The following is a 22,247-nucleotide window of genomic DNA, read 5'->3' on the forward strand; positions in this document are numbered from 1 at the left end:
GTTATTCCTCATACAAAAGCCTATGCTATGGAGCATATTTTTGCTCATGTAATGTAAGAGTGGAGCAAAATAATCAAAGTATTCAAAGGAGTTGATGATGTTATTAGGTGATTTATCCCGTGATGATTTTGCAAAAGCATTACCGCCGGTATTTTCAGACCTATGTCATAAATTAAAACAGTTAGATTTAGTCAATTTGCCTCTTGGTTGGCAAGAGCTATCCCCTGGTATTCGTATGAATGTCATGGCATTTGAAACGAGTGATGCTACAGGTAAAAAGGCAGAATTGCATCGCAAATTTATTGATATTCAGCTATTAATTAGTGGTGAAGAATCCATTGATTATGGTTTGGCACAACCAAATTTAGCTTTATTCGATACATATCGTGAAGAAGACGACTATCAATTGACTGAAAAGATCGAGTATAAAAATAGTGTGGTATTGCAGCCTAATATGTTTGCGATTTTTATGCCTTATGAACCACATACTCCTGGAAATTGGGTCGCAGGACAGCCTAAAATGCTGAAAAAACTTGTTGTGAAGGTGCCTGTAAATTTACTGGAGGGATAAATGTCGGCTAGAGGAAGAATTCTAGATACTATCGGTTCATTACAAAATAGTTTAACTAAAACAGAAAAAAAAATTGCACAGTCGATACTGTCTCATCCTGAATTATTGAGTCAGTGCTCGTTATCTGAAGTTGCTCGCCAGCTAGATGTAGGTGAAGCAACTTTTATCCGTTTTTGTCGTACTTTAGGTTTTAAGGGATATACCGATTTCAAATTAGATTTAGCGATTGAATTGGCAACCCAAGAAAAAAATAGTAATGCATTACTTGATACCGATATTTCTGAGCAGGATACACCGAAAGAAATTGCAATAAAGCTACAGACGGTTTTGAGCAATGTTATGAGTGAAACGGTTAATTTATTAGATTATGCGGCGTTAGAGCAAGTAGTAAATGAAATTCGTGTGGCTAAACGGATCTTTTTATTTGGTGTAGGTTCCTCTGGCTTGATGGCAGAGGATGCCAAGCACAAGCTAATGCGAATTGGTTTACAAATAGACGCAGCAACCAATAACCACTTTATGTATATGCAAGCTTCTCTCTTAAGAGAAGGGGATGTGGTGATTGGTATCAGTCATTCAGGCTATTCAGAAGAAACAATTAAAGCCATGCGAATTGCGCGTGAAAATCAAGCTAAAACTATTGCGATTACGCATAACCTGCGTTCGCCCATTACAGAAGTCGCAGATTATGTATTAATTAACGGTAATCGACAAGGACAGATGCAAGGAGGATCGATTGGCACAAAAATTGCTCAATTATTTGTGGTTGAGTTAATTTATGCCTTGTTAGTTAAAGCGGAACCGGAACAGGCTGTGCGCCATAAACAGAAAACGCTAGATGTGATTATGGAACATCGAGCGAAATAGTGTCACAAGCGGTAATTTTTGGCAAAACTTTTGCAAAGTAATGTCAGTTTATCGCTTCTCTATAAAAGGGAATAAAAATGAAAAATTTAAAAGGTATCTTCAGTGCTTTATTGGTTTCTTTTAATGAAGATGGTTCAATAAATGAGCAAGGGTTGCGTCAAATTATTCGTTACAATATTGATAAAATGAAAGTCGATGGTTTGTATGTTGGTGGCTCTACTGGCGAAAATTTTATGCTCTCGACTGAAGAGAAAAAGGCGATTTTCCGTATTGCCAAAGATGAAGCGAAAGATCAAATCGCCCTTATTGCTCAAGTAGGTAGTGTCAATTTAAAAGAAGCGGTTGAATTAGGTAAATATGCCACAGAATTGGGCTATGATAGTTTGTCGGCGGTGACACCCTTCTATTACAAATTTAGCTTTCCGGAAATTAAAAACTTCTATGAGACAATCATTCGTGAAACTGGCAATAAAATGATTGTTTACTCTATTCCATTTTTAACAGGTGTAAATATTGGCGTGAGTCAATTTGCGGAATTATTTGAAAATCCGAATATTATTGGCGTGAAATTTACGGCAGGCGATTTCTATTTATTAGAAAGATTACGTAAAGCTTTCCCAACGCATTTAATTTATGCAGGCTTTGACGAAATGATGTTACCTGCTGCAGTATTAGGCGTTGATGGTGCAATTGGTTCGACTTTTAATGTGAATGGTATTCGTGCGAGACAGATTTTTGAGCTAGCGCAGCAGGGTAAAATTAAAGAAGCTCTGGCTATTCAAAATGTTACCAATGATTTAATTGAAGGCATTCTTGGTAATGGTTTATACCAAACTATCAAAGGATTATTAGAAGAGGAAGGTATTCAGGCTGGTTATTGTCGAGAGCCGATGACAAAAGCATTAAGCGAGACGCAAAAAGCTGTAGTGAAAGAGTTAAAAGCGAAATACCTTTCATAAGGTAGAAAATTACTGAATTGCTTGGCGATTTCCTCCTTTATTTTGCTGAAAAATAAAGCGGCTGTAGGTAAATATCAAAAATCTACTTGCAACTCAAAAATGAAATCGTTAGTATGCTTACTATTAGAGCAAATTCCGCATCAATGCGGAATTTTATTTTGGACAGAATATAGAATTAAGAGAGAATAATGTTAATTAATTTACTTACTGGAATTTATCTCTTTGTTGCCATCATTCTTGTATGGTTTGTATTAATGCAGCAAGGCAAAGGCGCAGATGCTGGAGCATCTTTTGGTGCTGGCGCAGCAGGCACAGTGTTTGGTTCAGCAGGTTCTGCGAATTTCTTATCAAGAACGACTGCTATCTTGGCTGTCATTTTCTTTGCTATTAGCCTAGTGATTGGTAACTTAACTTCGAATAATGAAGCGCCGACTAGCCAATTTGAAGACCTAAGTGGTGTAGAGCAGAAGCAAGAAGTTCTTCCTAACGAGAATAGCGATATTCCACAATAAGTTAATATTTTTGCGCTCTGGTGGTGGAATTGGTAGACACGCTGTCTTCAGGTGGCAGTGTCTTCGGATGTGCGAGTTCGAGTCTCGCCCAGAGCACCAAATAAGCAGAACCCGACATTATGTCGGGTTTTTGTTACAAGTTTGTAAAAAATGAAAGAAAATCAACCGCTTGCTGAGCCTCAAAAAGCGGATTGGCTTGCCGATCTTGCTCTCGCTTTTAATGATCCCGTCTCATTACTTCATTATTTAGAATTGCCTGTTGCTGAATTTGAACAAGCTATTCAAGCTCGTAAACTATTTGCTTTACGCGTGCCACGCCCTTTTGCGGCAAAAATGCAAAAAGGCAATCGCAATGATCCGCTTTTTTTACAGGCGATGTCACAGGAAAATGAATTTTTAGCCGTTGAAGGTTTTTGCAAAGATCCTCTTGAAGAACAGCATTCTCCTGCGCCTAATATTTTGCATAAATATAATAATCGATTGCTATTTATGCTGAAAAATAGTTGCGCAATTAACTGCCGTTACTGTTTCCGACGCCATTTTCCTTACCATGAAGTGAAAAGTGGTAAGGTGAGCTGGCAACAGAGCTTGGCCTATATTTCTGCGCATACTGAAGTGGACGAAGTGATCTTATCGGGGGGAGATCCATTAATGGCGAAAGACCATGAAATGGATTGGCTTTTAACGGAGTTAGAGCAAATTCCGCATATTCGAACTTTGCGTATTCATAGCCGTTTACCAGTCGTGATTCCAAATCGAATTACTGAGCAATTGTGTGAGCGTCTCCAACGTAGCCATTTAAAAATTGTACTTGTTAATCACATTAACCATGCAAATGAAATAGATGCTTTTTTCGCAGAAAAAATGCAGAAGCTGAAACAATCAGGTGTGATTTTACTGAATCAGTCGGTGTTATTAAAAGGGGTTAATGATAGCGCTCAAAGCTTAAAGCTGTTAAGTGATAGGCTATTTGATTGCGGAATTTTACCCTATTATTTGCATTTACTTGATAAAGTAGAAGGGGCTGCACATTTTTATCTAGATGATAAAACCGCGCAGGAGATTTACACCGAATTACAGCGAATTAGTTCAGGATACCTAGTCCCTAAATTGGTGCGAGAAATCGCACATGAGCCAAATAAGACATTGTTGGGACGTTAAAAAATACCCCTGATTTAAATCAGGGGTGGTGAATATTTAACGCTGGATTGGAGTCACCTTCGCTTTTTGCACTTTACGATAAGCATTAAGCAATTTTTGGTGGGCAGGCATATTATTTAGACTTTCATCCGAACCTTGTAAACCGTGGAATGGATTTCCGCCTTGTACAGCATTCCAAGCAAATTCCACGGCTTCTTTGCCATACATTTTCTCAAATACTGCGCGATATTGTGCTGGTTCTCTGGTGTCGTCAAGGAATAACTCGATACTGTTGATTAAACAACGGTAGTAGTTATTTCGTTCAGGTGTAAAGACACTTGCGTTCATATTGGCGGTCCATGTTGCCCAATCAAGAGCCTCTTCTAAATTACCAGAAGCAAGATGCAACATAGATTTTAATTCACCAATACGTAGTGTTTGCAGCGCAGAACCTTTTTCTGCCACAATACCAAGAAATTCGCGTACACGCGTCATATCATCAATGCTCTGTTCATCTAATTCGTCAAGCAGCTCTTGGTAAGTTTCTTTGTCATGATGGAAATAAGGTAAATCAAGCAAAATTTCACGCCAACCCATTCCCATATTATTATTAGCGTAAATTAAGTCATCTGATGGGTAGATATTTGACATGCCAGGTGCAAGAATACGGCAAGCATATACGCCGAGATGTTCGTAATCCATAATATAGATCTCTTGCTCTAGCTCATTGAAAATTGCCATTAATTTGGCAAATTCTTGCTCTGTTGTGCCAGAGAAATCCCAGTGAACGAAAGGATAATCAGCATCTTTTTTGAATAAATCCCATGAAATTAGACCGCTTGAATCAATGAAGTGAGTTTCAATATTTGCGTGATCGGCCACTTCATCATTGTTAAATGATGGTGGTGCGAAGACATCTAAATCTTTTAGACCTCGACCTTGCAATAATTCAGTCACTGTGCGCTCAAATGCGACTTGGAAATTTGGATGAGCACCAAATGAAGCAAAACAAGTACCATTACTTGGATTTAGCAAGATTACGCAGATAACAGGATATTTACCGCCAAGAGATGCATCATAACAAAGAATAGGGAATCCTTCTTTTTCTAGCGTCTCAATTGCCTCTTTAATGCTAGGGTAACCATCAATCACGGCTTGTGGGATTTCAGGAAGGCTGATTGCTTCGGTAACAATGCGATGTTTAATCGCTCGTTCAAAGATTTCGGACAAAGCTTGTACTCGAGCTTCATTTTTAGTGTTCCCAGCCGACATTCCATTTGATACAAATAGATTTGCGATGATACTTTGTGGGATATATACCGTTTCACCATCTGACTGACGAGTGTAAGGTAACGCTACTATGCCGCGGTCAGGATTACCAGATTGGAGATCAATCAGCAACTCTGGGGTTAAATCGCCATACGGGTCAAAATAAGAGAGCAGATATGAATCTAATATGCCTTCAGGTAAATTTTCATCGTCTTTAATTTCGAACCATTTTTCATTCGGATAGTGAACAAAATCACTGTCTGCCATCTCTTTGCCAAGGTAGAAATCAGCCCAGAAATAGTTGGTAGAAAGACGCTCAAAATACTCACCTAGTGCTGAAGCTAATGCCGCTTTCTTGGTTGCACCTTTCCCATTAGTAAAGCATTGAGGGCAATCCTTATCACGGATATGCACTGACCAAACATGAGGTACAGGGTTTAGCCAAGAGGCTTCTTCAATCTCAAAGCCGAGTTGTTTAAGTTTAGTTTGAAATTTTTCGATGCTCACTTCAAGGGCTGCATCCTTGCCCGTAATAAAGGTTTGTTCGAACATGGTTGTTCTCCGTGAATAAAAACGGCGTGCAGACTATCAAATTATTGCAGGAAATCAAAGCCTGCCGATGAGAAAATTAAGCGGAAATTTTTTGCATTTAGATTTGATCTAAATCATAAAAATAAGCCGATTATTTTTGAGAATTGCTTATTGACAAAAAAATTCTACTGCAAAAGCAATTAATTGCTAACTTTTTAACGTATTTTTAATCGATTTTCAACAATTGATCTTAAGGCAGAACCCGATATAGTAACTAATACGTTTAACTCACCGATGATAAATAGGAAGGTAAATGAGTACATTTTTTGTAATCAAACGAGATGGGGCGCGAGCAACGTTTGAAATTCAACGTATTGTTAATGCAATAAAAAGAGCTGCGCAGTCCGTGGATATTCAAGATGAGCGTTATTATCATCAAGTTGGGCAGCAAGTGTGTAACGACATTTTTAGCCAGTATGAGCACGAAGTAGATATTAGTCAAATTCAGCGTATTGTTGAAGACCGCCTAATGGCAAGCGCGTATCCGCAAGTTGCTCGTGCCTATATTGAGTATCGGCATGATCGTGATTTAGCACGTGAAAAACGTAGCCGTTTAACAAGAGAAATTGAAGGTTTAATTGAACAGAGCAATGTAGAACTACTGAATGAGAATGCGAATAAAGACGCAAAGGTTATTCCAACACAGCGAGATCTATTAGCTGGCATTGTAGCAAAACATTATGCCAAAAATTATTTGCTGCCAGCGGATGTTGTAGCTGCACATGAAAGGGGAGAAATCCACTATCATGATTTAGACTACGCGCCATTTTTCCCAATGTTTAATTGTATGCTAGTCGATCTCAACGGCATGCTAACTCAGGGGTTTAAAATGGGGAATGCGGAAATTGAACCGCCAAAATCCATTGGTACCGCCACCGCAGTAACAGCACAAATTATTGCACAGGTAGCAAGCCATATTTATGGAGGCACAACGATTAATCGAATTGATGAAATCCTCGCGCCTTATGTTCAGCTAAGCTATGAAAAACATTTAAAAACGGCAGAGCAATGGCACATTCCTAACCCGTTACAATATGCTCAGGCCTTGATTGAAAAAGAGTGTTTTGATGCCTTTCAATCACTTGAATATGAAGTAAATACATTACATACCGCTAATGGGCAAACCCCATTTGTCACCTTTGGCTTTGGTTTAGGTACGAGCTGGCAAGAACGTCTTATCCAGCAGTCTATTTTAAGAAATCGTATCCGAGGTTTGGGCAAAAACCATAAAACCCCTGTTTTCCCGAAATTAGTATTTACAATTAAAAAGGGCGTTAATCAAGCGAAAGGTGACCCCAATTACGACATTAAGCAGCTGGCGTTAGAATGTGCTTCTAAACGGATGTACCCAGATATTTTGAATTACGATCAAGTAGTGAAGGTGACCGGTTCTTTTAAAGCACCAATGGGCTGTCGTAGCTTCTTAGGTGCGTATGAATATAACGGAGAGCTGCAGCATGACGGACGTAATAATTTAGGTGTGGTTAGTTTAAATCTACCGCGAATAGCTCTTGAAGCTAAAGGTTCTGAAAGTGAATTTTATCGTCTTTTAGATGAGCGTTTAGCAATAGCTAAAAAAGCGTTAATGACTCGCATTGCTCGATTAGAAAACACAAAAGCACGAGTTGCGCCGATTTTATATATGGAAGGCGCTTGTGGGGTTCGCTTAAAATCAGATGATAATATTGCGGAAATCTTTAAAAATGGGCGAGCTTCTATCTCCTTAGGTTATATTGGTATTTATGAAACAGTGAATGCGCTTTATCAGCAAGGACACATTTATGATAGCGCAGAATTACGCCAAAAAGGTATTGATATTGTGATGTATCTCGCGCAGGCTGTGCAACAATGGAAAGCTGAAACAGGATATGCATTCAGCCTTTATTCTACGCCGAGCGAAAATTTATGTGATCGTTTTTGTCGCTTAGATACCAAAGCTTTTGGCGTAATTGATGGTGTTACGGATAAAGGCTATTATACGAATAGTTATCATCTTGATGTAGAGAAAAAGGTAAATCCTTACGATAAAATTGATTTTGAAATGCCTTATCCACCGTTAGCTAGTGGGGGATTTATCTGTTACGGTGAATATCCGAATATTCAACATAATCTTAAAGCATTGGAAGATGTTTGGGACTATAGCTATGAACGAGTTCCTTATTATGGTACGAATACTCCGATTGACGAATGCTATGAATGCGGTTTTACCGGTGAATTTGAGTGTACCAGTAAGGGCTTTAGTTGCCCTAAATGTGGTAATCACGATAGTGAGAAAGTTTCGGTAACTCGCCGTGTTTGTGGTTATCTTGGTAGCCCAGATGCACGTCCATTTAATGCAGGTAAGCAAGAAGAAGTGAAGCGGCGAGTAAAACATTTATAACCGTCTAGTAATATGAATTATCTTCAATACTATCCTGTCGATGTGGTAAATGGTGAAGGCACTCGCTGTACCTTGTTTGTTAGCGGCTGTACCCATTATTGTAAAGGTTGTTACAATCAAAAAAGTTGGTCATTTGATGCTGGTGTTCCTTTTGATAAAGCAATGGAAGAACAAATTCTAGCAGATTTAAAAGATACCCGCATAAAGCGGCAAGGGCTGAGTTTAAGTGGTGGAGATCCTCTTCACCCGCGTAATGTAGAAACTTTGCTGCCATTGGTACAGCGGATTAAGCGAGAGTGCCCAGATAAAGATATTTGGCTGTGGACAGGGTATACGCTTGCCGAGTTAAATAATGTGCAACGGGCAATGTTACCTTATATTGATGTGCTGATTGATGGCAAATTTATTCAAGCGCAAGCTGATCCCGCTTTACTTTGGCGAGGCTCAGCAAATCAAGTAATTTATCGTTTTTCAGCGGATGAGATTTCTTGATTAAATTCAGGTTTTGTAAAAATTTTACTAAAAACAAGCGCTTGTAGTGCTAAAATTAGAACATGTCCGACAAGTTTAAGTAAAGCGATAAAAAATGGATTGTACAGAGTTATTAGTGAATGTAACGCCAAGTGAAACACGCGTAGCATTATTAGAAAATGGTTTGTTAAAAGAATTACATATTGAGCGAGAAGCAAAAAGAGGGATTGTAGGTAATATTTATAAAGGCCGTGTTACCCGAGTATTGCCAGGTATGCAGTCGGCATTTGTGGATATAGGGTTAGATAAAGCTGCCTTTTTACATGCCTCAGATATTGTTTCGCATACTGAATGTGTCGATGAAAATGAGAAAAAACAATTCATTGTAAAAAACATCAGTGAATTAGTACGGGAAGGGCAGGATATAGTTGTACAAGTGGTTAAAGATCCATTAGGGACAAAAGGTGCGAGATTAACTACTGATATTACATTGCCTTCTCGTTATTTAGTTTTTATGCCAGAAAATAGCCATGTTGGCGTTTCTCAGCGTATTGAAAGTGAAGATGAGCGAGTACGCTTAAAAAGCCTAGTTGAGCCATATTGTGATGAACTAGGTGGTTTTATTGTACGTACTGCAGCTGAGGACGTTAGTGAAGAGAGTTTACAACAGGATGCCAATTTTCTGAAACGACTATGGCGTAAGGTATTAGAACGCAAAGAGAAATATCCCGCAAAATCTATGCTATACGGGGAATTAGCATTGGCACAGCGGATTTTGCGTGATTTTGTCGGCACAAGGATTAATGCTGTACAGATTGACTCGAAAAATACTTGTGAAAAAGTAAAAGAGTTTTTGGCGGAATTTATGCCCGAATTAACGGAAAGTGTTAATCACTATACGGGGGCTCAACCACTTTTTGATGCTTATCGAATTGAAGAAGGGATTCAAAAGGCGCTTGATAAACGTGTTGATTTGAAATCAGGTGGATATTTGATCATTGAACAAACTGAAGCGATGACGACCATTGATATCAATACAGGGGCGTTTGTTGGGCATCGAAATCTTGCTCATACCATTTTTAATACCAATATTGAAGCAACACAGGCAATTGCTCAGCAACTCCAATTACGGAATTTAGGTGGTATTATCATTATTGATTTTATTGATATGCAAGAAGAAGAACATCGCCAAAGGGTATTAGAGTCTTTGCAGCAAGCACTAAAAGGTGATCGTGTAAAAACGAATGTGAATGGATTTACACAGTTAGGACTAGTTGAAATGACGCGTAAGCGTACGCGGGAAAGTTTAGAACGTGTTTTGTGCTGTGACTGTGAATCATGTAAAGGTAGAGGTACGATAAAAACAGTAGAAACAGTCTGTTATGAAATTTTGCGAGAAATTGTACGTGTACACCATTTATATAAAGCAGATCGTTACGTTGTGTATGCTTCGCATTTAGTCGCTGATTACTTGATTAATGAAGAATCCCATGCTCGGCTTGCAGAATTAGAGGTCTTCATTGGGCGCAAAGTAGAGATTAAAACGGAACCTTATTATCATCAGGATCAATTTGATGTTGTTGTAATGTAAGCGGTTGTTTTTTATCAAAAGTTTGCAAAATATAAATGACAGAATAAAAAAACATCAAAATGATGATAAATTTCTTGCAAAATATAGGGGGGGGCTTAGAATGCCCCCCGTCTTTCATTGTTTAGAAAGATTTAACCATGTTGGAATCCTCCAACCCTTTCTTTCATCATTTAGGAGAAACTGAAATGAAAAAATGGGCTGTAGCTTTATCAAGCGTAGCAATGTTTGGTGCAACAAATGCGTTAGCAAATGAGACTGTTCACCTTTACACTTGGACAGAATATGTGCCAGAAGGCTTATTAGAGCAATTTACTAAAGATACAGGTATCAAGGTTGAGGTTTCAACACTTGAATCAAATGAAACAATGTATGCTAAGTTAAAAATCCAAGGGAAAGATGGTGGTTATGATGTGATTGCACCAACCAACTACTTCGTGTCTAAAATGGCGCGTGAAGGTATGTTAATGGAGCTTGATCATAGTAAATTACCAGTGATTGCTGAACTTGATAAAGATTGGTTAGACAAGGATTATGACAAAGGCAATAAATACTCCTTACCGCAATTGTTAGGCGCGCCGGGTATTGCATTTAATACGGATTCCTATAAAGGGGAGCAATTTACCGCTTGGGGTGATCTTTGGAAAGAAGACTTTAAGGGTAAAGTACAATTATTAGATGATGCTCGCGAAGTATTTAATATCGCTCTATTAAAATTAGGTAAAAGCCCAAATACTCAAGATCCAGCAGAAATCAAAGCGGCTTATGAAGAATTGTTAAAATTACGTCCAAACGTATTATCATTTAACTCCGATAATCCTGCTAGCTCGTTTATTGCAGGTGAAGTTGAAGTGGGACAACTGTGGAATGGTTCTGTTCGTATTGCGAAGAAAGAGCAGGCAGCAGTAGATATGGTGTTTCCAAAAGAAGGTCCTGTGTTATGGGTGGATAACTTAGCGATTCCATCAAATGCAAAAAATCCTGAAGCAGCTCATAAGTTAATTAACTACTTATTAAGTGCGCCAGTTGCAGAGAAATTAACTCTTGAGATTGGTTATCCAACTTCTAACGTCAAAGCATTAGAAGTATTGCCAGAAGAGATCACTAAAGATCCAGCAATTTACCCAACCTCAGAAGTATTACAAAATAGCCAATGGCAAGATGATGTTGGTGATGCAATTGAGCTCTATGAAAAATACTATCAAGAGTTAAAAGCAGCACAATAATTTCATGCTGAATAAATAAAAAGACTCTTATTGATCTGCACCCCAAAAGTTGGACGAAACAACCAACAGATTAAGGTGCAGATTTTTTATGGCTAATACAAATAGTCTATTTTCCTCTATTCAAAATATTTAGGAGGCGGAGAGATGAAAAGAAAGAGAACTCTACAGAGCTTGAAACCTTTGTATAGTCTGAATGAATCTATTCAGTTGAAATAAAGGACTCAGCCCTATATATACAGAGCTCAGTCCTTAAATTCGTTTACTTATAATCGCTTTTCTTTTTTAGGATCAATGCCAGCCATTATGTCGTTTACGACGAGGCAGAATGGCAGGAAGAATTAACCCAAGTATTAATCCAATACCGAGAACAGAACCACCATAAATAAAATATTGGATCATAATTTCTCGTGCTTCCGCATTTTGTAATGCTTCGAGATCTCGGTTTTTGTTTTTCAGAATATCAAGCTCCCGTTTAAGCAGAGCATTTTGTTCAAGCAGTTCGCTACTTTGTTGATCAGCTTGTTGTGCGCGGCGTTGCATTTCAACGGTACGTTGTTGCCACTCTTTATCAATATTGTTTAATTTTAAGGTTAATTCTTGCACTTGCTGCTGCAGCTGTGGTGTTAATATTTTAGAACTGGGTGTATTACTGATTTCAGCAGTTAATATCCAGCCTTCGCGATTACGACTATCTCTTATTAATGTGTAACGCTCTTTTCGATCTAATACTGTTACTTTATCGCCAGCAGCAATTGTACCTGCAATTTTAAATTGATCACCAGGCCCTTTACGTAGGTAAGTATTTAAGTTTTCTGTGACATATTGAGTTTGTGCATTTGCTGAGAAAGAGAGGCTGAATAGTAATGTTGCTATGGCTGTAGAGATTTTCTGCATACTGACATAATCCTGTAAAGCGAAGGGAAGGCCTAAGACTTGATTTATTATCAAACCTTAGAGCTTCCTAGTAGATTTAATTAAAGAAAAATAAGTTTAAGAATATAGTAAATAATAATAGCGAGAATAGCACCAGCAGGTAGAGTGATCACCCAAGAAGCAACAATATTACGGATTACGCCTAAATTTAATGCTGCAATCCCTCGGGCAAAACCAACGCCTAGCACAGCTCCAACAAGCGTTTGTGTCGTAGAAATTGGCAAGCCGGTACCGGATGCCAAAACCACTGTAATTGAACAAGCAAACTGAGCAGCAAAACCACGGCTAGGGGTGAGATCCGTAATCCCTGTGCCAATCGTTCCCATTACTTTATGCCCCATAATCGCAAGTCCTGTTGCAATCCCGATAGCACCTAATGGAAGCACCCAAGGTGCCATAATGGTTTTTCCTTCAATCACACCGCCATTATCAACAATAGATACTACGGCAGCTAAAGGCCCAATAGCATTTGCAACATCATTTGAGCCATGCGCAAAAGCCATAGCACAGGCGGTAATGATCATCAAAATGCTAAATACCCGTTCAACACCACTAAATCCTTTTGATTGCAGATTAGATTGGAATGATTTTGTTTTTAAATAAAAGACACAAGCAATTGCCGAAACCAAAGCTAATAGCGCTGCAAGTAATGCGGTTTCTTTGCCTGAGAGGTTTAGGCCAACATGCTTTAATCCTTTATCTAAAGTAACAATACAAATAATAAAGACAGTTAAAGCTGTATAGTAGGGGGCATATTTTTTCGCATTTTTAAGAGGTTTATCGGTATCAAAAATTAACTTCTGGGTAGAGATAAAAATACCAAAAGCAATGATGCCAGCAATAAATGGCGTAATAAACCAGCTTCCTACAATGCCACTGAACTCAGACCAACGAACAGCTTCCATACCTACCGTGATACAAGCAAAGCCTACGATTGCACCAATAATCGTATGTGTAGTGGATACCGGCCAGCCCATTTGTGAAGCGAGAACCAGCCATACGCCCGCAGCAAATAATGCTGACATCATGCCCAAAGTAAGTATTTCTGGATGCCCTAAAAACGCATCAGAGGCAATCACACCACTTTTAATTGTTTCTGCAACCTCTCCACCAGCGAGATAAGCCCCACAAAATTCAAATACTAAGGCAATATACACGGCTTGTTTCGCTGTAATTGTGCCAGAACCCACAGAGGTTCCCATAGCATTTGCAACATCGTTAGCACCAATACCAAATGCCATGATAAAGCCGAAAATTGCCGTAATAATTACCAGAATAAATCCGTAATTATGAATCAAGTCCATAAGTCCCCCTATTATGAACGAGCTAACATTAATTCAATGCGAGAGCCAATGCGTTGCGCTTGATCAGCTAAAACACCAACCCATTCAATAATTTTGTATAAAATCATAATATCAATAGGATTATGCTGATCTTCAATACTAAAAATTGCTTTACGTAGCATAATTTGTAACTGATCGGTATCGTCCTCGATAGTATCGAGTTCGGTAATCATTGTATTTACAAAATTTAACTCGCGACCACGGAAACCTGTTTCAAGTAAGTGATCCATTTCACTAATCACCTTCCCGACTTGAACAGTCGCATCTAAGCTACGAGAAAGGAAATGCATAAAAGTTGCTTGGGTTTCAGTAGGAATAATGAGTTGGCGGCCGATAATTCGGCCAGAAATATCTTTAGAAAAGTTGGCAAGTTTGTCGAGTTGAGTAACCAGCTCTAAGAGATCTGAACGATCAACGGGCATAAATAAGCCGCGAGGTGATTTTAGACGGATTTCACGTTTGAGTAAGTCGGCACGGTGTTCTAAATCAGTAATTTGGCGACGAATTTCCTCTGCCTTTTCCCAGTCTTGCTCAAAGCTAGCTTGAAAAAAAGGCACTAATAGCCCACAACACTCCGTAACTTTTTTGGCATGTTTCTGTAACGGTTTCAAAGGGGATTGGGCGAATAAACCCAAAATATTATTCATTGCCATCGCAATGTTCTCCGTAAGTTTTTAAATATTCATGTTTGCTCTAGACAAAACGCCCCACATTTTACTTTATGTTTTAGGGAAGATCACGGATTAAAATTTACAAGCGGTTAAAAACTGAAAGAAATTTACAAAATCTCGTGAGGGCTATTATAAATCAATACGTTAGCGCGATTTTAAATTTACAATGGGGCGGAGAAGTATTATCATTCAAAACATTTTTATTCTACAACGGTTATTTTTATTAGAGGGTAGGTATGCAAAACCTAGAAAATCTTGTTTCACAGGCATTAGAAGCTGTGGCAAGTGCAAATGATATTGCAGCGATTGAAGCGTTGCGTGTGGAGTATTTTGGTAAGAAAGGACATTTCACTGCGTTAATGCAAGGCTTGCGCGATGTACCTGCGGACGAACGTCCAGTGGTTGGCGCAAAAATCAATGAAGCCAAACAACAAGCACAAGATGCTTTCAATGCTAAAAAAGCTCAGCTTGAAACCGCTGAATTAAATGCAAAATTGGCATCAGAAAGCATTGATGTTTCTTTACCAGGGCGTAAAACGGAATTAGGTGGTTTACACCCTGTGTCTATCACGATTGAGCGTGTGGTAAAATTCTTTTCTGAATTAGGTTTTACCGTTGAGAAAGGGCCAGAAGTAGAAACCGATTACTATAATTTTGATGCACTTAATATTCCAGCACATCACCCAGCTCGTGCCGATCACGATACTTTCTGGTTTGATGCGGAACGTTTATTACGTACGCAAACCTCTGGCGTGCAAATCCGTACAATGGAAAAAATGCAACCGCCTATCCGTATTATGGCACCAGGTCGTGTGTATCGTAACGACTACGATCAAACCCACACCCCGATGTTCCATCAAATTGAACTCCTCTATGTGGATAAAAAAGCGAATTTCACTGAGTTGAAAGGCTTACTTCACGATTTTCTACGTGCGTTCTTTGAAGAAGATCTACAAGTGCGTTTCCGCCCATCTTATTTCCCGTTCACTGAGCCGAGTGCTGAAGTGGACGTGATGGGCAAAAACGGCAAATGGTTAGAAGTGTTAGGTTGCGGTATGGTTCACCCAAATGTGTTACGCAATGTTGGCATTGATCCGAATGAATACAGCGGTTTTGCGGTGGGTATGGGCGTTGAGCGTTTAACCATGCTTCGCTATAACGTGACTGACTTGCGTTCATTCTTTGAGAATGATCTGCGTTTCTTGAAACAGTTTAAGTAATGTAAGCTCCCCTCTTTAGCAAAGAGGGGCTGGGGGAGATTTGGCAGAAGTGATAAACGGAGAAAATAAGTGAATAAGGCAAAAGAATATGAACATTATTCACACTCTCACTTCGCAAATTTCTCCTGTCAAATCTCCCTTAACCCCTCTTTGCTAAAGAGGGGAACAATATAGAAGGAAAATAAACAATGAAATTCAATGAATCTTGGTTGCGTGAGTGGGTAAATCCTGCAATTAGCACAGAGCAACTCTGCGACCAAATTACGATGTTAGGTTTAGAAGTAGATGGTGTTGAGCCAGTTGCTGGTGAGTTTAGTGGCGTGGTTGTGGGTGAAGTGGTGGAATGTGCCCAACACCCCGATGCGGATAAATTGCGTGTGACCAAAGTTAATGTTGGCGGTGATCGCTTATTAGATATTGTGTGCGGTGCGCCAAATTGCCGTCAAGGATTAAAAGTCGCTTGTGCGGTTGATGGTGCAGTATTACCAGGTAATTTTAAAATTAAGAAAACCAAATTACGTGGTCAGCCGTCAGAAGGTATGCTTTGTTCTTATTCTGAATTAGGCATTAAAGAAGATCATAGCGGGATTATTGAATTGCCAGCCGATGCACCAATTGGCACAGATTTTCGTGATTATTTAAATTTAAATGATCAAACGATTGAAATCAGCTTAACGCCAAACCGTGCGGACTGTTTAAGCATTGCAGGGATTGCTCGAGAGGTGGGTGTTATTAACCAAGCAGAAGTGAAAGCACCTGAAATTCAACCAGTGCCTGCAACCATTAGCGATAAAGTGGAGGTGAAATTAGACGCACCGGAAGCTTGCCCTCGCTATTTGGCACGTGTGATTAAAAATGTAAACGTGAAAGCACAATCACCATTGTGGTTACAAGAAAAACTGCGCCGTTGTGGTATCCGTTCTATTGATCCTATCGTGGATATTACCAATCTTTCTTTATTAGAACTTGGTCAGCCAATGCACGCTTTTGATGCGGCGAAAATTAGTGGTGCAATTCAAGTGCGTATGGCTCGTCAAGATGAAGAGTTAGTATTACTTGATGGCACAACCGCAAAATTAAAAGAAAATACATTAGTCATTGCTGATGAGAAAGGTGCATTAGCCATGGCAGGCATTTTCGGTGGTGAGCATAGCGGTGTATCTGAAACAACAACCGATGTGATTTTTGAAAGTGCATTCTTTGCGCCGCTTGCGATTGCAGGCCGTGCAAGACAATATGGTTTGCATACAGACGCATCGCACCGTTTTGAGCGTGGTGTTGATCCTGAACTTGCTCGCAATGCAATGGAACGAGCAACGGCGTTGCTCTTAGAAATTTGTGGCGGTGAAGCAGGGGAAATTGTAGAAGCGGTCAATAGCGAATGTTTACCAAAATCACACCGCTTGCAATTGCGCCGTGAAAAATTAGATAGCTTACTCGGTCATCATATTCCAACCAATACGGTAACAGACATTTTCACTCGTCTTGGTTTCCAACCAGAATATGCGGATGGTGTATGGACGGTGCAATCGCCAAGCTGGCGTTTTGATATTGAGATTGAAGAAGACTTGATTGAAGAAGCAGCGCGTATTTATGGCTATAACAGCATTCCAAATAAAGCACCGCTTGCTCACTTGCAAATGAAAGGTGTGCCAGAGAAAATTTTAGAAGCACTGCGTGTTCGTACCGCATTAGTGGATAGCGATTATCAAGAAGTGATTACGTATAGTTTCGTTGATCCAAAAGTGCAACAATTATTGCACCCTGAGCAAGAAGCATTGATTCTGCCAAATCCAATTTCTAGCGAAATGTCGGTAATGCGTGTTTCACTCCTAACAGGTTTGTTGAATACAGTGGCTTATAACCAAAATCGCCAACAAAATCGCATTCGTATTTTTGAAACAGGTTTACGCTTTATCCCAGATAGCCAAGCGGAAAGTGGTGTTCGCCAAGAAATGGTCTTTGGAGCTGTGATTGTCGGTGATAAACGTCCAACCCATTGGGAAAATAAAGGTGAAAATGTCGATTTCTTTGATTTGAAAGGGGATTTAGAACGTATTCTTTCACTCACCAAAGCACGCAATGATGTGCAATTTGTGGCGAAACAATTCCCTGCATTACACCCTGGGCAATCTGCGGCAATTATGCTTGATGGTAAAGAGATCGGCTTTATCGGTACAATTCACCCGAAAGTAGTACAACAATTAGGCTTATCAGGTAAACCCGTTGCTTTTGAATTGCTTGCTGAAGCGATTGCTGAACGCCCAATTCCAGCAGCAAAAGAGATTTCTCGCTTCCCTGCGAATAAGCGTGATATTGCCGTTGTGGTTGAGCAACATGTGCCGGCGGGTGAGGTGTTAGCGGCATGCCAGCAAGCAGGAGGTAATAAACTGGTTAATGTGACCCTGTTTGATGTGTATCAAGGCGCTAATTTACCGGAAGGTAAGAAAAGTTTAGCGATAAGCTTAACAATTCAAGATACGGAAAAAACGTTGGAAGAAGAAGAAATTAATGCGGTAATGCAAAATGTGATTAGCGCATTAGGGGAAAAATTCCAAGCAACATTAAGAGATTAAGGCGGTTACTATGGCACTTACCAAAATTGAGATGGCAGACAATCTGATGGAAAAATGCGGATTGGATAAGCGTGAAGCAAAGCAGTTTGTTGAGCTTTTTTTTGAAGAAATTCGTTTATGTCTAGAGCGTGGCGAAGAGGTCAAACTCTCTGGTTTTGGTAATTTTTCTGTCCGTGATAAAAAAGCAAGGCCGGGTAGAAACCCGAAAACTGGCGAAAGTGTAGCTGTTTCAGCTCGTCGAGTTGTTGTGTTTAAAGCTGGACAGAAAATGCGTGATCGCGTTGAAAATGCGAAAGTAACAGCTTAATTAACAAATAGATATGGCATTCCGTTGCTCGGAATGCCTTTTTTGTGAGATTGTATGTGGAAATTAACTAAAAAAAGCATTGCTATTGCCTCATTACTTGGTTGTACACTCATTCTAACGGCTTGTACAGCCTCATCGACCTCTTATTCAAAGCATAAGAATGCACCTTTTAGCAGCGAAGCACGGCAGGCTAAATCACAATATAAGGCGAGCCTTTCCGACCCGATTATGGCAATTAGCCGTTTGAGTGAACATCAACAAGAATGGAAAGGAACACGCTATCGTTTAGGTGGGACAACAAAACGAGGTGTTGATTGTTCCGGTTTTACGCAGCTGACTTATCGGGAATTGTTTGGTATTAATCTGCCAAGAATGACGGTTGATCAGGCTAAAGCGGGTAGAAAAATCGCTAAAAGCCAATTACGTACAGGCGATTTGGTCTTTTTTAACACAGGACGAGGTCCAAATGGCAAGCATGTAGGGATTTACGTGAAAGGAGATCAATTTTTACATGCCTCCACCAAAGGGGGGGTTATTTACTCTAGCTTGAACTCACCTTATTGGTCAAAAGCCTTCTGGCAGGCTCGTCGGTTGTAATTTTGAGAACTAGATCACAAAGTTAATAAAAAATCGTTAGATTTCAATGAAATGGTTTGATAATCAAGGTGATTTAACGTAATCTTGTGCCCAACAAAACAAGTGTTGTATCAAACAACCGTTTCATAAATTTGCTTTCCGAGTAGCCACTGATACAGTGGCTTTTTTTCTGCCTGATACAAGCGCTCCATTTCGCAATAAAATTTACAAATTATTTTTCGATGAATTGATTACTGTGTTGAATTAATTGCAAGAATAGCGCTAATGGTGGTCGTGATCCTTGAAGTTTCTCGCCATTTTGATCGTAATGCTCAAAATCACCTTTTGCATCAACATGGAATTGTTCGCCATCCGGCATAATTGCCACATTCCGTTTATAGTTTGAGCTAAGTAGCCATTTACGCTCATTAGGCTGAGTGAGATCAATCCCTTGTGAATAGTCACTGATTGGTGAGCTCACGCCAAAGAATTGTCTGAGAATGGTTGGAAGGATATCTAAATGGCTAGTCATTGCCGTATAGCGGCTCGCTTCGCCTTGCCAATACATGAGCATAGGAACTTGGATACGTTTTTTATCAAACATATTTGGTAAGCTTTCAAAGCTCGCGAGATCCGCGGTAATGACCACTAAAGTACGAGAGAGCAGAGAGTGTTGCTCTAATGCTTGCCAAATTTGTGCAATTTGATTATCTAATGTTGGTAATGGCACCAGCGCATCTAATTCTAAATAGCTAAAGAAAGGCTGCTCAGCGCGATTTTCTAGCCACTGTTGCCACTGCGCAATACTTTGCTGATTACCTTGGGTTTGAGGGAGAGAAAAATCTTTAAATAAAGCACGTTGATAGATAGGCTCAGCAAAACCATTGTGTGAAAATAAACCAAATTGATAATGCGCTTTTTCTAAGCTTGTCACTAGCGCAGAAGGCTCCTGTTCATTCAAAATAGCATCAACATATCGCCCGCTAATACCATAAAATAGGCCAGCAATACCCGCAGTAATATTATCACCGCTGCTGTAATGTTGCATAAAACGACGTGATTTTACTGCAATATTTGACAGATGAGGCATTTGCGCTGTTTGAATAGCCTCATTCGACAGGCCAGAGAGATTAATAAATAAGAGATTTATTGGCGCAGGTACATTTTGGTAGCGTAATGTATGGCGCGGATAGTTGAGGTAGAACGTATCTGGACGACCTTGCTCTTCGAGTTTCTGTTCAAAGCTGACACGATCAAGTAAGTTGTGTCGTTCAAGAAAACTACGCGCAGTCATTGGATAGGAAAGCGGATAATTCGCTTTTTGTGCCGTAATAGGGCGATAAAGCATCAAATCTGCACTAGCGTATAACAGGTGAGTAGCACTGAAGCAGCTTAAGAAAAATAGCGCAACATATTTGCCCCAACGTTGGCGACTTAAGCTACGCAATTTTTGCCAAGACCAGCGGGAGAATAACATTTCAGCCAAAAAAATGAGAGGCATTGGCACGAAAAGCAATTGCCATTTGCGAGAAAGCTCGGCTTCATCTGGGTTAATTAATAAATCCCAAACTAATGGCGATAAATGCAAAAAGAAACGCTTGAAAACCTCAGTGTCTAACAACAAAAATGCCATTCCTACTGTTGCGATTAATACAGAAATAGAACGATAAGTTTTGCTATTTTTAATCACAAAACTGAGTGGAAAAAGCAATAAAAGATAGATTGCAAAGACTACAAAGCTGAAGTGGCCAAATAAGCTTACAAAAAAGTAGAGTTTACCCGCTAAAGTATTTGGCCAGTCACTATTGAATGCATAACGACTGGCAATAATTAAAGCAATGATAATGTTAAACAGCGCAAACCAGTGCCCCCAAGTAATGCGTTGTGAGATTTCCTCGCGGTATTGGCGTGAGTTTTCTGGCAATAGCTGGTGCAGGCGGTTTAACATAGATGCTTTATTTCAATGAATTTTTTAATGCAGAGGCAAAACTGTCCGCAACTGCGTGACGTTGAGCCTCGGTTTGAAAATTGTTTTTTAAAATATTAGTGACAAGGTTACCCAGTGCCATTAAAGAGAGATCCGCAGGAGCTTTGTGTTTTTCTAAGGCGATAATGAGATCATTCACTAGCGCATCTAGTTGTACGTCTTGGTATTTTGATTTGATAGCCATATGTATTTTCCATAAAAATTGAGTCGTCATACTAGCACAAAACCACCATGCAAGCGGTGGTTTTTGCACAAAAATTTGCAAAATAGTGAAAGTATGGTGGTTAAAGTTGCTCGTTTTTTGCTTGTTCGATTTGAGTAGCAATTTCATCGGCTTCTGTCATCAGTTTTGCAATGGCATTGCGGTATGTTATTTCAAGGCTTTCTCGGCTAGTGGCGATAACACCCTGATCATGTAAGAAACCATCATTTACATCATAAACCCAACCATGTAGAGAGAGCGTTTTCCCTCGCTCCCAAGCTGATTTTACGATGGATGAACGTCCGAGGTTATAGACTTGTTCTGCGACATTTAATCGTGCCAACATATCGGCACGACGTTCACTTGGAATTTTACCGATAAGATGGCTATGTTTAAATAGCAGATCCCGAATGTGTAATAGCCAGTTACTAATTAACCCGTGATCTTTTGTGCCAATTGCAGCTTTAATTCCGCCGCAATTGGTATGTCCGCAAATAATGATATGTTCAATATCTAGTACATCGACCGCATATTGCACAACGGATAAGCAATTAAGATCAGTATGAATGACCAAATTAGCAACATTACGATGGACAAATAATTCCCCCGGCTCTAGGCCTGTTAGCTTTTCTGCAGGTACACGACTATCGGAACAGCCAATCCATAAATAAGTAGGGTTTTGGTGTTCAGCGAGCTGCTTGAAAAAATCGGATTGCTCATCTTTCATCTGGGTTGCCCAGGCATGATTATTGGCAAACAAACGTTCAATTTTTTTCATTTATTATTTCTCTGAATTTCAACGGCGGGGGATTCTAACAGAAATAGATGAGGATGAAAAATGATGCCCCTTACGGGGCA

The 22,247-nt window shown here is 39.6% G+C and carries 20 protein-coding genes and 1 tRNA gene; 14 read left to right on the forward strand and 7 right to left on the reverse strand.

Annotated elements, in window-relative coordinates:
- Positions 1 to 97: 97 nt before the first annotated feature.
- The 6 genes from nanQ (at position 98) to epmB (ending at position 4,070) form a co-directional block, all read left to right on the forward strand.
- Positions 98 to 571, forward strand: a complete 474-nt coding sequence (gene nanQ / locus EDC51_RS00795; RefSeq protein ID WP_015432373.1) for an N-acetylneuraminate anomerase — start codon at positions 98 to 100, stop codon at positions 569 to 571.
- Positions 572 to 1,438 (forward strand): MurR/RpiR family transcriptional regulator, encoded by an 867-nt coding sequence (locus EDC51_RS00800; protein ID WP_025267115.1) that lies wholly within the window; start codon positions 572 to 574, stop codon positions 1,436 to 1,438.
- Positions 1,439 to 1,515: 77 nt separating this feature from the next.
- A complete protein-coding gene (gene nanA / locus EDC51_RS00805; protein WP_015432375.1) occupies positions 1,516 to 2,397 on the forward strand; it encodes an N-acetylneuraminate lyase in 882 nt (293 codons plus the stop codon).
- Positions 2,398 to 2,585: 188 nt separating this feature from the next.
- On the forward strand, positions 2,586 to 2,909 hold the full coding sequence (gene secG, locus EDC51_RS00810) for a preprotein translocase subunit SecG (protein WP_025267114.1): 324 nt from the start codon (positions 2,586 to 2,588) through the stop codon (positions 2,907 to 2,909).
- Positions 2,910 to 2,923: 14 nt separating this feature from the next.
- Positions 2,924 to 3,008 (forward strand) — tRNA-Leu (locus EDC51_RS00815).
- Between the two features lie 51 nt (positions 3,009 to 3,059).
- On the forward strand, positions 3,060 to 4,070 hold the full coding sequence (gene epmB, locus EDC51_RS00820) for an EF-P beta-lysylation protein EpmB (RefSeq protein WP_131927908.1): 1,011 nt from the start codon (positions 3,060 to 3,062) through the stop codon (positions 4,068 to 4,070).
- A 36-nt stretch (positions 4,071 to 4,106) separates the two neighbouring features.
- On the opposite strand, the gene ycaO is transcribed toward epmB, so the two are convergent.
- Positions 4,107 to 5,870: a 30S ribosomal protein S12 methylthiotransferase accessory factor YcaO gene (ycaO, locus tag EDC51_RS00825; protein ID WP_064318002.1), complete on the reverse strand. Its 1,764-nt coding sequence runs from the start codon at positions 5,868 to 5,870 to the stop codon at positions 4,107 to 4,109.
- A 292-nt stretch (positions 5,871 to 6,162) separates the two neighbouring features.
- Between ycaO and nrdD the strand changes: the two genes are divergently transcribed.
- From nrdD to EDC51_RS00845, 4 genes are all read left to right on the forward strand, one after another.
- Positions 6,163 to 8,289 carry an anaerobic ribonucleoside-triphosphate reductase gene (gene nrdD / locus EDC51_RS00830; protein ID WP_015432380.1) on the forward strand — a complete coding sequence of 709 codons (2,127 nt, stop codon included), beginning with the start codon at positions 6,163 to 6,165 and terminating at the stop codon, positions 8,287 to 8,289.
- Positions 8,290 to 8,301: 12 nt separating this feature from the next.
- Positions 8,302 to 8,781: an anaerobic ribonucleoside-triphosphate reductase-activating protein gene (gene nrdG / locus EDC51_RS00835; RefSeq protein WP_015432381.1), complete on the forward strand. Its 480-nt coding sequence runs from the start codon at positions 8,302 to 8,304 to the stop codon at positions 8,779 to 8,781.
- A 94-nt stretch (positions 8,782 to 8,875) separates the two neighbouring features.
- Positions 8,876 to 10,351, forward strand: a complete 1,476-nt coding sequence (rng, locus tag EDC51_RS00840) for a ribonuclease G (RefSeq protein WP_015432382.1) — start codon at positions 8,876 to 8,878, stop codon at positions 10,349 to 10,351.
- A gap of 185 nt (positions 10,352 to 10,536) precedes the next feature.
- On the forward strand, positions 10,537 to 11,574 hold the full coding sequence (locus EDC51_RS00845; protein WP_025267112.1) for an extracellular solute-binding protein: 1,038 nt from the start codon (positions 10,537 to 10,539) through the stop codon (positions 11,572 to 11,574).
- 288 nt (positions 11,575 to 11,862) lie between these two features.
- On the opposite strand, the gene EDC51_RS00850 is transcribed toward EDC51_RS00845, so the two are convergent.
- The 3 genes from EDC51_RS00850 to EDC51_RS00860 all read right to left on the reverse strand — a co-directional run bounded on the left by EDC51_RS00850 (position 11,863) and on the right by EDC51_RS00860 (position 14,503).
- A complete protein-coding gene (locus tag EDC51_RS00850; protein ID WP_131927909.1) occupies positions 11,863 to 12,468 on the reverse strand; it encodes a TIGR04211 family SH3 domain-containing protein in 606 nt (201 codons plus the stop codon).
- A gap of 80 nt (positions 12,469 to 12,548) precedes the next feature.
- Positions 12,549 to 13,811 carry an inorganic phosphate transporter gene (locus EDC51_RS00855; protein ID WP_131927910.1) on the reverse strand — a complete coding sequence of 421 codons (1,263 nt, stop codon included), beginning with the start codon at positions 13,809 to 13,811 and terminating at the stop codon, positions 12,549 to 12,551.
- A gap of 11 nt (positions 13,812 to 13,822) precedes the next feature.
- Positions 13,823 to 14,503 carry a TIGR00153 family protein gene (locus EDC51_RS00860; protein WP_015432386.1) on the reverse strand — a complete coding sequence of 227 codons (681 nt, stop codon included), beginning with the start codon at positions 14,501 to 14,503 and terminating at the stop codon, positions 13,823 to 13,825.
- Between the two features lie 254 nt (positions 14,504 to 14,757).
- Here EDC51_RS00860 and pheS point away from each other — a divergent pair, with 254 nt between their 5' ends.
- The 4 genes from pheS to EDC51_RS00880 all read left to right on the forward strand — a co-directional run bounded on the left by pheS (position 14,758) and on the right by EDC51_RS00880 (position 19,221).
- Positions 14,758 to 15,741, forward strand: coding sequence for a phenylalanine--tRNA ligase subunit alpha (gene pheS / locus EDC51_RS00865; protein WP_131927911.1), 984 nt, complete (start codon positions 14,758 to 14,760; stop codon positions 15,739 to 15,741).
- Positions 15,742 to 15,929: 188 nt separating this feature from the next.
- Positions 15,930 to 18,317 carry a phenylalanine--tRNA ligase subunit beta gene (gene pheT, locus EDC51_RS00870; RefSeq protein ID WP_131927912.1) on the forward strand — a complete coding sequence of 796 codons (2,388 nt, stop codon included), beginning with the start codon at positions 15,930 to 15,932 and terminating at the stop codon, positions 18,315 to 18,317.
- A 10-nt stretch (positions 18,318 to 18,327) separates the two neighbouring features.
- Positions 18,328 to 18,624, forward strand: coding sequence for an integration host factor subunit alpha (locus EDC51_RS00875; RefSeq protein WP_015432389.1), 297 nt, complete (start codon positions 18,328 to 18,330; stop codon positions 18,622 to 18,624).
- Between the two features lie 54 nt (positions 18,625 to 18,678).
- Complete coding sequence (locus tag EDC51_RS00880; RefSeq protein ID WP_131927913.1) at positions 18,679 to 19,221, forward strand: NlpC/P60 family protein; 543 nt, start codon at positions 18,679 to 18,681, stop codon at positions 19,219 to 19,221.
- Between the two features lie 211 nt (positions 19,222 to 19,432).
- On the opposite strand, the gene EDC51_RS00885 is transcribed toward EDC51_RS00880, so the two are convergent.
- The 3 genes from EDC51_RS00885 to can all read right to left on the reverse strand — a co-directional run bounded on the left by EDC51_RS00885 (position 19,433) and on the right by can (position 22,167).
- Positions 19,433 to 21,148: a DUF3413 domain-containing protein gene (locus tag EDC51_RS00885; RefSeq protein ID WP_131927914.1), complete on the reverse strand. Its 1,716-nt coding sequence runs from the start codon at positions 21,146 to 21,148 to the stop codon at positions 19,433 to 19,435.
- A 7-nt stretch (positions 21,149 to 21,155) separates the two neighbouring features.
- Complete coding sequence (locus EDC51_RS00890; RefSeq protein ID WP_064317997.1) at positions 21,156 to 21,371, reverse strand: YejL family protein; 216 nt, start codon at positions 21,369 to 21,371, stop codon at positions 21,156 to 21,158.
- Between the two features lie 100 nt (positions 21,372 to 21,471).
- Positions 21,472 to 22,167, reverse strand: a complete 696-nt coding sequence (gene can, locus EDC51_RS00895) for a carbonate dehydratase (RefSeq protein WP_015432393.1) — start codon at positions 22,165 to 22,167, stop codon at positions 21,472 to 21,474.
- Positions 22,168 to 22,247 lie beyond the last annotated feature (80 nt).

It is taken from the genome of Bibersteinia trehalosi (genome assembly GCF_004346205.1).
GTDB classification, from domain to species: Bacteria; Pseudomonadota; Gammaproteobacteria; order Enterobacterales; family Pasteurellaceae; genus Bibersteinia; species Bibersteinia trehalosi.